The organism is Staphylococcus sp. HMSC059F04 (assembly GCF_001812565.1).
Taxonomy (GTDB): Bacteria; Bacillota; Bacilli; order Staphylococcales; family Staphylococcaceae; genus Staphylococcus; species Staphylococcus lugdunensis.
This window is the reverse complement of sequence record NZ_KV809464.1, coordinates 36,238-46,189: the sequence shown is the minus strand read 5'-3', so window position 1 is coordinate 46,189 and position 9,952 is coordinate 36,238. Positions and strand designations below refer to the sequence as shown.

Sequence of the window (9,952 nt, the reverse complement as noted above, 5' to 3'; positions counted from 1 at the left end):
CTTTTTTCAATCCTAGTCAACCTTGCCAGGGCGGAACTACGAATTCATAATGAATGCTGTCCCGCACCCTACAATGTTTTTAAATATGTCCTTGTTTATCAACAGTTTTAATAAATGCGATAATGCCTTCATATATTCCAATCACACCTGGTATTCCAGTCCAACAAAATAATAAATATAAAACCGCCTTACCATTTTGCTTTCTATAAAATCGATGTGCCCCAAAACTACCTAAGAAAAATGCTAGTGCTGCATAAACATATTTGTTCACAATCATCTCTTCTCCTTTAACCAAAAAGTTTAAAGAAACGTTGAAAAGTTTAGTCATTTCCACTAAAGAATGTATATCTGGTAAATTTACTTCTCTTTCCCAATTTGAAATAGAATGACGAGAAACATTAAGGTATTCTGCTAATTTCTCTTGAGACATCCTTTTAGACTTCCTTAATATTCTAATTCGTTCTCCTACATGACTAAATTTCAAATCAATCCGCTCCTTTACGCACTCATCATAGGGTTAAATTGTATTTTACTCTAGCGAAAATTATGAACAAATCACATTTTTCTGCTTAAATATTTAAGAAATAGATAATTATCCACTTCAAGACTACCCGCGTTAACAAGAATGACTAATATTTAATTGCTTTCTTTTTTAAAATCAAAAAGATTGCCATTAAAAATATCAACATTGAAATCACTGACGCACTATTACCATAGGCACCACCCGTTATCCAGATGTTTTTAGTTTCTACAATATATTGAACAATACCGTATTGCTCATTATTTGTTGAAATATGACACAAATCTGATAAGTTCCAGCAAATATGCAGACAGGCACTCGCCCAAATTGATTGATACTTATAAGCAATTAGGCCGTAAAGCATACCAGCAATCGTGCCACTTGTTAAAAGTAATATTAGACTTACCCCAGACATCCCGCCATTAAATAAATGTACCACTGCGAATAATACAGAGGAAATCATGATTGCAGTGGTAATATTTGTTTGCTTTTCAATATAGCCCAGGAGTAAACCTCTAACTAATATTTCCTCGGCAATCGGACTGAAAATACCCCCAAGAAAGACAATTTCAAACAGCATATTACAATAGTCAATTGGATTAGCTATTCTTGTAACAACAAAATTTCCTGGGATAAATATGATGCATATAAGAATCACTATAACAGGGATACTTAAACCTATGACTATAACATCGAGTGATAACTTAAATCTGGTCAATCGATAATCCCTGAGTTCTTGTTTCAAACCTTTCTGAATGAACCATTTGATAAGTAAAAATGTGATAACAGCATATGTGAGCCCATGGAGTATTGTTTCAACCGACTTTAAGTCTAGCAAATGCCATAGAATTGCAACGTTTTGTGCCACAACTGTAATCACAAATGTAAGTATAATAATTCCAATTATTTTTGCTGACTTTATTAAAATATTCATGTGTTTCCTCCTAAATTTGTGTAGGAAACCTAAATGATTAACCTGCGAATATTTGAGATAAAGTACCACAAACTATAACAACGATAGCTAAGACAAACCACCATTTCTGTGACAAGAAGTCCCAAAAATTTAAATGTTCCGTACCCGTTTCGTTTAACTCCTTAGTGAAATTACTCATATTTTCTCCAGTAAGTAATTCATCTGTCGTAATATCAAACATTTGTGCCAAATTAACAATCATTTGCGCATTAGGTTCAATTGAGCCCTGTTCCCATTTAGAAACCGTTTGTCTCGTTGTATGTAATTCAGCAGCAAGTTGATCTTGGGTTAAACCTTGCTCTTTTCGATACTTCTTAATTTGTTCCGCAAGTTTCATATGATTGGTCACCTCTCTTTAAACTTAGCAAGTTTATCTGTAATTATCTGTATTCAAATTGACGCATTCGCGCACCAATTCATTACATTCTGTCTCCAAAATTTAGCATATCATGTTATCAGTACATCTTTATGTTGTTTTGATTGAACTTATATAAGTGTTGCACTTTAATAAAAATAAATATTCTAATATAAATTAATACTCAAATCAATTTTATATGCCACTTTTCATGAAGTTAAAACTGATTATATTTCGAATTACTATTTTTACTTTTGTCTACTGGATATTTTTCTGCGTTTTTCTTTAATTTCTTTTGAATAATATCATTAATATCAAAATCCAAATTATCCGCAAGCATGTAGCTATAAATTAAAACGTCTGCCAGTTCTTCTGCTAGTCTTTCTTGTTTTGTAACTACGACTTCTTCAGATGTTTTCCACTGGAACAATTCTAGTAATTCAGCTGCTTCCAAACTTATTGAAAGAGATAAATCTTTTTCATTATGAAACTGTCTCCAATTACGCTCATCCCTAAACTTATTAATTTTCTTTAAAATTTCTTTTGTGTCGCTCATTATTATCACCTTTTTCTGCTTTTTTTAATACTTCTCTTAATTGTTTATCTACTGCATAAATATATAGTCCATTCACACCACGAGTTAATAATACATTAAGCTCATTTTTTAATAGCATTTCAGAAAAATATTGTTTTGAACCATCTGTCAAAGTTCTTTTCTGTGTAACTTTTTTATTTGCACTACTTTCTTTATCAAATACTATTTTACCATCTCTGTATTTAACAGATGGACCAATAATCACACCTGCAAAATTCAAATCAAGCCCTTGTATTGTAAAGGTTGAACCAATTTCATTAATAGTTTGAGTTTGTTCAACCCAAGGTAATTTAGATTGATTTCTAGTTGGTTTTATTTGATAATTCCATGGCATAGACCAGCCATCTATTTCTACTCTCCAGTAATCTTTATTTTCAGGAGGATTATTATTATATTTCCAATCAAATGTAGCAAGCATTCTTGAAATGCCACTTTCTGTTTTATTAGCCTTATTCCTTATTGCATTTTCTAATTCTATGGGTGTATCAAATATTTTAATGTCATATCCCTTGCTATCATATGGTATATTATTAACTGTTTGATTATCTACTATATTTCTAATCCAATTTACTGTTTCTTGGTCACTATTAATACGCATTTGATTTCTAAAAGTAATATGATTGTTTTTATCTTTAGCACGATTAAAGTAGTGATTTATCTTGTCTTCTTCCCATATTTGTTCAGTAGTAAGAACTTGTTTTAAGTCAAAAACTATAACGACAACTCTAGCTCTATCCAATAAATCATTTAAATGATTTTTACCTTGATAACTTTGTTTACCTTGTGTCAATAATAAATGCGCTTCATCAACGATAACAACATCTACTTTTTCTTCTGTAGTATGTCTATTGATAAACCTAGTTGGTTTTCCAATTATGCTATTATTTTTACTATTTATACCTAATTTAGTAGCTATTTGCTCATAAATAGTAACATGTTCGTTTTGGTTAACTAATAAATGTATATCTAACTTTTTATTTAAATCTAAATTATATTTTCCTAACTCATATAATAATGTACTCATTAATACTGTTTTTCCAGATCCCGCTTCTCCTTCAACGATGATTAATTGCCCATCTTCTTCTAATAAGATAGCTTCTTTTATTTTAGTGAGTATTTCTTCTTTTGCATTGGTCTGTTCTTGAGTCAACTTATGGAATGGAGATGCTTTGAATATTGCTGAGTCTTTTATAATACTTTCTAATGGAAATAACTCGTTGTTCTTTTTATTTAATGATTGCCAAATATCTGAAAAAATCTCATCTAACTTTTCAGAAGTATAGTACTCATTTTGTTGATTTGTTCGACTATTATGTACTTTAGAAATGTTATCCACACTTAACAAATATTGCATTAGTCTATTCTCAATATCCAAAGTTAACGATTTATTGAATAACTCGTGTCCAATGATATACATTGTTGATTTGTTTGATTCAGAAAATTTTTCCCAAAATGGTTTCACTTTAATATCGGTATTTAAATGCTGTCTTGTTCTATTTCTGATATCTGCTGTTTCACCAACATATACTTCAAATTCATTTCTTGTTTTTTTATCATTTATTATGTATACAGTTGGATATCTTAATAAAAATTTCCCATCTTTAGATGTTTCCCAATATCGAACTGAATTATTAAGCTTTTCCATTGAATATGGAATGTTCTCTATTTTTAACAAATTTCCCACAATATCACCTATCTCATTTATCAGTAATGTTATATTTTCTTATAAATTTAAAGAAATATCTCCCTCTTTTCTAAATTTTAATTATAAATTGAAAATATATCCAGTTATGTTATATAAAATAACTGTTTTTAATAAATCTGTAACCATCTTATAAAACCCACAACTATGATATATAGTTAGCTCAATTAAAGATTATATTTATTATAGTTATACTAACTTTCCACTTTATTACCTAAGTTTTGATAAATTCTACTGTGCCTAATCCAACATTCCAAATAATAAATATACTTTTAATTTATAAACACATTAAAAATTGTAAAAAACCCAATCACTACCTCAAATAGTGATTGGGTTTTTTAGGTTATACTAAGATATTTAAATTACATATACAGTATTATCGGCTTTATAAATCATCAAAAATTTTATTTAATCTCACAAGCATAACCATCACTATCTCTATCTAGTTTACTTGAATATGCAGCATGCCCTTTAGGAACGCCTCCTGGATAGTCTTGTCTTAAAGCTGCACAATTAGAATAACTGTGTGGCACTTGTTGTGCAGCATTATTCTGATTAACTGAAGTAGATGCAGTATTTTGATTTGTATCAGAATTATTTAAATTTTTGTCAGAATGATCTACATTTTTATCATTAAAATTACTATGTTCTTTGTTTTCTTCTTTATTTGTAACTTCAGCTTTTTGAGTATTGTAATCATAATTGTCATTACTATTTTTCTTCGATACTTCGTCATCCGTTTTTTTCTCGTTCACTGAACTTTTATTTGTTACATCGTTAGAATTGTCTTCTTTCTCTTCAGTTTTTTCTTCTTTTGATGATGATTTTTCATCAGTATTTTTATTTGATTTTTCAACAATAGCTGTCTTATTGGACTCATTTTTTTGATTAGATTCTTGATTGTTTCCCATATTTGCTATAACTATTATTGCAAAAAATACTGACACCACAACTTTTACCCAAGTCTTCCAATTCGTGAATTTCCACATTAAAAATAAGCCAATAGGAAAAACGAAGACTAAACATAAAAGTGTAAACCAATTCGACTTATACCATTTTTTTGTGTTTTCTCCCATTACACATATCTCCTTCTATTTTATATACAAATTATATATTTTATACAGTATACTATATATGATTTTCTGAATTTTTAGAAGTCGATTTTGGACAATAATAATAAAATACCAATTTGGCTTTAAAATTTTAGACTTCTCTAACTTATAAAATATAAGACTCTCTTCTTTCAAATATATAATACTGCCTATCACTTCGAATTCATTCTACCTAACTTACCGTCAATTTTAGTTTGAGCATATAAAAGTACGTTCTGAAAAAGGATAAACATTAAAGTCATTATAATTCCAACGACAAATATCATATTCGTATGTTTCAATGTTAATAACCCAGCTAAACTTATGATAAATAAAAAGAGAAAAACAATGTAAAAAGAGATATTTTGAACGATATATTTTACACTTGGCAAAATATATGCATATGCTTGTATTTGAGTTGATCTTATCTTGAGTTTATTCTTTTTATTTTTATCAATCATGGATTTAAATGCTAACATAGGTAATATAGTTAATATTAATAGTATTACATTTATGTATATATTCGTTGTGAAATCTAGATAATCAGTAATAGACTTAGTTGTAATAGCGATTAAAATACTCAGACCTGAGGCAAAAGTTGTTAGAGCCTTTCTTTTATCGTTTTTCTCTTTTGAAGTAGAAATAGTTAAAATTTGTTTAAGCTCTGCTTCTTTGACTTCTATCAATGGATTTCTTGTTACATAATTTAATAATGGAAAAATATAAGTTAATTTATTCCGATTTAAATCAATAATATAATACGAACCCTTATAGTGTATTAATTTATATTTACTATTCTTCTCAATAGTTTCTATTATTATTGCATTGATGATTTCCCATTCCTTTAACTTAATTTTATAATTTTTTGGACTGCTTTTTATCCATCATTCAAAAACTTTAATGAACTTTTCACTATATTATAACATTATATTCAATATGAATTTCTCCACACTCTATTATTATAATTTACTTATCGAAAATAAGTGTTCACTTATACACTAATCCCCTCACTTATTACGTAGTGAGGGGATTTTTTGGTATGGCTTTTGCGCCTATTACCTTTATTATTATTTTTTTGAATGATTTTATATCTAAGATTTTTATATATCGTATATACATTTTCCATTTATTTTTATCAACTCCATACACCTCTTTTGTCACTCAAAAAAAGCGCTTGAATACTGAATTATACCAGAAGCTTCATCTAAAGCATTTTTCTTTAATTCTATCGCCATCAATAATTCATCTGGCACATCAAACGGTGCTTGAATGCCCCAATTAGAGGCTTGTTTAAATCCGAATTTAGGATAGTATTCTGCATGTCCCATTACTATAACTGACCCGAAATTAAGTTTCTTTGCTATTTCTAAAGATTTTTGTATTAAACTTCGTCCTACACCTTTGTTTTGATAATCGGACAATACAGAAATTGGTGCTAAAGCTAATGATTCTGTATTTTTCTCATCATTAACAATAACAATCTTAGTTAATAATATATGACCAATCATTTTGTTTTTATCCACAGCAACTAATGATAAATCTGGAACAAACGCATCGGAATTTCTCAAATTCGCAACTAATCTATGTTCACTCTGATCACTATATGCTTCATTAGCAAATGCGTTTTTCACAACTTCCTCTGTAAACTTATAATCTTCTTTTTCCTCTGTTCTAATTGTAAAATCCATGTTCTCACCTTATCTTATTATATAAGTTAAATATGCCTTCTAACTATTTTTGATTTCTCTCTTCTTCTAAATTTTTTAATAAAAAATCATATATTTTTATTATCTTCCTTTGATCATACGAAGCGATGCCTATATCTCTTTTGTATCCGCTCAAAACTTTTTGAAATAAATTCATGTTTGATATTCTTGATGTTAATGACACCGGCATTAATGTAATACCATTGCCAGCTTTAATGTTCGCTATTACAGATTCAAAATGTTTATTATAGTTTAAATTTAATTTGTCTTCTATTGATTTATTTTTAATAAAATCATACGTATCGCAGGGTGGATTTTGTATATAAATTTTCTCACTTAATAATTCATTTATCTCAATTTTTGAACTCTCAGTAAATTTATTGTCATCATTATAAATAACCATAAAATCTTCACTATATAATCTTTTGCGATATATATCACGATTATTTAGCTTTGATACATCCCCAATAAGTAAATCTATATTACCTTTAGACAATTCTTCTATTAAAATAGAAGTGCTATCTTCAATGATTAAGCTAGCTATCTCATCAAAACCTCTATTTTTATATTTATTCGTTAAAGAAAAACTTGGAATAACACCTATTTTCCATTTAGAATCAAAAGAAATATTCAACTGTTTCTTTAAATCAGCAATAGAATGTTGCATCTCTCTAAATGTATTAAATACCAGTTTCCCCTCTTCATTTAAGAAAATACCTTTTGAAGTTCTATAAAATAAATGACAGTTAAAATATGCTTCAACGCTTTTAATTCTCTTACTAAGCGCTGGCGTACTAATATTTAACTCTTGTGATGCTTTATTTATACTATTATATTCAGCTACTCTAATAAAATCTTGTATATATTCAAAGTTCATTATCTTCTCCTTTTAGTATTAACTATTAGTTAATACCCCTTTAAATGATTACTTATTCACACATACTTCCAGGTGTTTTATCTTTATATCAGAAAACAATATTTCGTATTATAAATATTAACTTTTATAGGGTGGAATGATGATGAAAAAAGTATGGGTTTTAACCATTGGTATGTTTGCTTTAGGCATGGATGCATATATTGTAGCAGGGTTAATACCTGCCATAGGCGATAATTTTAATAAAAATAGTGCTGAAGTTGGACAAGGTGTTACAGTATTTACTTTATTCTTTGCTATTTCAGCACCCATTTTTTCTACTTTATTAGCAAAAAATGAAGTGAAAAATATATTAATATTAGCTATCAGTGTCTTCTCTTTAGCAAATTTAATTACTGCGTTAGCTCCTAACTATGCGATTTATATCATTTCAAGAGCAATAGCTGGATTGGGCGCAGGTATCTTTTCACCTATTGCGGTTAGCTCAAGTAGCCATCTAGTATCCAAAAAGCATAAAGGCAAAGCCATCGCATTTACAGTTGGTGGAATGAGTGTAGGAACAGTCGTGGGAGTGCCATTAGGTTTAGAAGTTTCAAAATATACGAATTGGCGCTTTTCCATATTAATAATAGTACTTATCGGTCTAATTGGCTTAATGAGTATATTAAAATACCTGCCAAGATTTAAAGTACAAGCACCACCTAATTTAAAATCACGCTTCAAATTATTTTTAGATAAACATGTATTAAGCGTTGTATTCGTAACATTATGCGCTGCCATTGCGAGTCTGGGATTGTATACTTATTTAGCTGATATAATCAAAGAAAGTGGTAATACAGAATATCTTACATGCTACTTAACTGCATGGGGTGTAGGTGGATTAATAGGAAGTTTTGGAATCGGATTTTTAATTGATAAATTTAAAAATCCTGCCGTCTTAATGCTTATTATTTTATTTGCGCTAGCTTTAAGCTTCGCATTACTTAACGTTACAATTCAAGTACCTTTTTTAAATTTTATACCTTTTATTTTATGGGGTGCTATGGGTTGGGCAACACAGGCGCCTCAACAACATATATTATTACAAAATCATGCTAATCATGGTGGTGCCGCCGTTGCACTAAATAGCTCCATCAACTATTTAGGTAGTGCATTGGGTTCAGCTCTAGGTGGGGTAATTCTACTTAAATTTATTAATACAAATATGCTTATTTATAGCGCTATTATCATTACTGTTATTGGTATCATGTTACAGATAATGAATATTACGATTGATAGAAAAAATAATTAATTTGGTATTTTTTACTATCATGTTTTAAATAGTGTATGAACATGATAAAGACCGAGTCCGATAACTAGTGTAAATAGTTATCGGACTCTTGCTGAGTAATCAAAAATATACTTTTGATTATCTATATCTACAATGGGACCTCGATTAATAATCATTAATTTTTGGGAACCTTCTCTTAGATATATGATACTTCCTATTGTTTTCACTTTATTTCACCTGTCTTTCTATATTTTTAATTTTGGCATGAACTTTTCTATCAGAAATTGAAGCCATATTCATAAATGAAAATGCAAAAAAATACCTAACCAACATATATAAATCCATATATTTTGTATATTCTCAATAACCATCATATAAAATAGCCCAACTATTAAATATATAGAAATCAAATAACAAAACACCACCAGTACCATATTTTTGAATGATGGAATCAACATTACTTTTTGTGTGCTATTTTTATTAAATGCTGGATGATTCAACTTCTTTCTTATAGATAAACGTAGTGCTATCACACCGACAAATCCGATTAAAAACATCATCACTACCCAAATTCGATTAATATTAATATCCATGAAACCCACAATACTTCTTAATAGCACACTGATAGTAACACCAATACCAGCGGCCATCATACCTTGACTGTTTTGCCCTCCATTATTAAATATATTTAAATTATTAAACTCTTTGTAACTCAGTTCTGTATATTTAATAGGTATAAACCAATTCAACATAGGGCATAAATATGAATACCAATTTTGTTCTAAATCGATCATTAAATATCTATTATCTTTTTGAATGATTTTATATCTAGGATTTTTATATATCGTATATACATTTTCCATTTA

The 9,952-nt window shown here is 28.9% G+C and carries 10 protein-coding genes and 2 pseudogenes; 1 reads left to right on the top strand and 11 read right to left on the bottom strand.

All coding sequences use genetic code 11. The features are described from left to right. Positions 1-79: 79 nt before the first annotated feature. The 9 genes from HMPREF2864_RS11840 to HMPREF2864_RS02845 form a co-directional block, all read right to left on the bottom strand. Positions 80-484 carry an NINE protein gene (locus HMPREF2864_RS11840; protein WP_002492278.1) on the bottom strand — a complete coding sequence of 135 codons (405 nt, stop codon included), beginning with the start codon at positions 482-484 and terminating at the stop codon, positions 80-82. 145 nt (positions 485-629) lie between these two features. Further along, on the bottom strand, positions 630-1,454 hold the full coding sequence (locus HMPREF2864_RS02880) for a CPBP family intramembrane glutamic endopeptidase (protein WP_070544983.1): 825 nt from the start codon (positions 1,452-1,454) through the stop codon (positions 630-632). 37 nt (positions 1,455-1,491) lie between these two features. Further along, the gene (locus HMPREF2864_RS02875) at positions 1,492-1,830 is read right to left on the bottom strand and encodes a helix-turn-helix domain-containing protein (protein ID WP_002460208.1); all 339 of its coding nucleotides are present in this window, start codon (positions 1,828-1,830) and stop codon (positions 1,492-1,494) included. 235 nt (positions 1,831-2,065) lie between these two features. After that, the gene (locus HMPREF2864_RS02870) at positions 2,066-2,404 is read right to left on the bottom strand and encodes a nucleotide pyrophosphohydrolase (protein WP_002460210.1); all 339 of its coding nucleotides are present in this window, start codon (positions 2,402-2,404) and stop codon (positions 2,066-2,068) included. Further along, positions 2,370-4,127, bottom strand: coding sequence for a DUF2075 domain-containing protein (locus tag HMPREF2864_RS02865; protein WP_070544982.1), 1,758 nt, complete (start codon positions 4,125-4,127; stop codon positions 2,370-2,372). The genes HMPREF2864_RS02870 and HMPREF2864_RS02865 overlap by 35 nt, the downstream gene beginning before the upstream one ends. A 422-nt stretch (positions 4,128-4,549) precedes the next feature. Next, positions 4,550-5,221: an excalibur calcium-binding domain-containing protein gene (locus tag HMPREF2864_RS02860; RefSeq protein ID WP_002460213.1), complete on the bottom strand. Its 672-nt coding sequence runs from the start codon at positions 5,219-5,221 to the stop codon at positions 4,550-4,552. A 188-nt stretch (positions 5,222-5,409) separates the two neighbouring features. Then, positions 5,410-5,991 carry a DUF443 family protein gene (locus HMPREF2864_RS02855; protein WP_237449024.1) on the bottom strand — a complete coding sequence of 194 codons (582 nt, stop codon included), beginning with the start codon at positions 5,989-5,991 and terminating at the stop codon, positions 5,410-5,412. Between the two features lie 402 nt (positions 5,992-6,393). After that, the gene (locus tag HMPREF2864_RS02850; RefSeq protein WP_070544980.1) at positions 6,394-6,924 is read right to left on the bottom strand and encodes a GNAT family N-acetyltransferase; all 531 of its coding nucleotides are present in this window, start codon (positions 6,922-6,924) and stop codon (positions 6,394-6,396) included. Between the two features lie 43 nt (positions 6,925-6,967). Then, positions 6,968-7,819: a LysR family transcriptional regulator gene (locus HMPREF2864_RS02845; RefSeq protein ID WP_070544979.1), complete on the bottom strand. Its 852-nt coding sequence runs from the start codon at positions 7,817-7,819 to the stop codon at positions 6,968-6,970. Positions 7,820-7,961: 142 nt separating this feature from the next. Between HMPREF2864_RS02845 and HMPREF2864_RS02840 the strand changes: the two genes are divergently transcribed. Continuing rightward, entirely contained in the window at positions 7,962-9,107 is a 1,146-nt protein-coding gene (locus tag HMPREF2864_RS02840; protein ID WP_070544978.1) for an MFS transporter, read from the top strand. 89 nt (positions 9,108-9,196) lie between these two features. On the opposite strand, the pseudogene HMPREF2864_RS02835 reads toward HMPREF2864_RS02840, so the two are convergent. Together HMPREF2864_RS02835 and HMPREF2864_RS02830 are read right to left on the bottom strand one after the other, a co-directional pair. Next, positions 9,197-9,313: pseudogene (locus HMPREF2864_RS02835) on the bottom strand (DUF4176 domain-containing protein); the annotation flags it as partial. 1 nt (position 9,314) lies between these two features. After that, positions 9,315-9,949 (bottom strand): annotated as a pseudogene (locus HMPREF2864_RS02830) (DUF443 family protein). Positions 9,950-9,952: the final 3 nt, after the last annotated feature.

Excerpts from the sequence above, each read along its gene's own strand:
- HMPREF2864_RS02870 (WP_002460210.1), bottom strand. The coding sequence starts at position 2,404 with ATGAGCGACACAAAAGAAATTTTAAAGAAAATTAATAAGTTTAGGGAT.
- HMPREF2864_RS02875 (WP_002460208.1), bottom strand. The coding sequence starts at position 1,830 with ATGAAACTTGCGGAACAAATTAAGAAGTATCGAAAAGAGCAAGGTTTA.
- HMPREF2864_RS02845 (WP_070544979.1), bottom strand. The coding sequence starts at position 7,819 with ATGAACTTTGAATATATACAAGATTTTATTAGAGTAGCTGAATATAAT.
- HMPREF2864_RS02880 (WP_070544983.1), bottom strand. The coding sequence starts at position 1,454 with ATGAATATTTTAATAAAGTCAGCAAAAATAATTGGAATTATTATACTT.
- HMPREF2864_RS02850 (WP_070544980.1), bottom strand. The coding sequence starts at position 6,924 with ATGGATTTTACAATTAGAACAGAGGAAAAAGAAGATTATAAGTTTACA.
- HMPREF2864_RS02840 (WP_070544978.1), top strand. The coding sequence starts at position 7,962 with ATGAAAAAAGTATGGGTTTTAACCATTGGTATGTTTGCTTTAGGCATG.
- HMPREF2864_RS02860 (WP_002460213.1), bottom strand. The coding sequence starts at position 5,221 with ATGGGAGAAAACACAAAAAAATGGTATAAGTCGAATTGGTTTACACTT.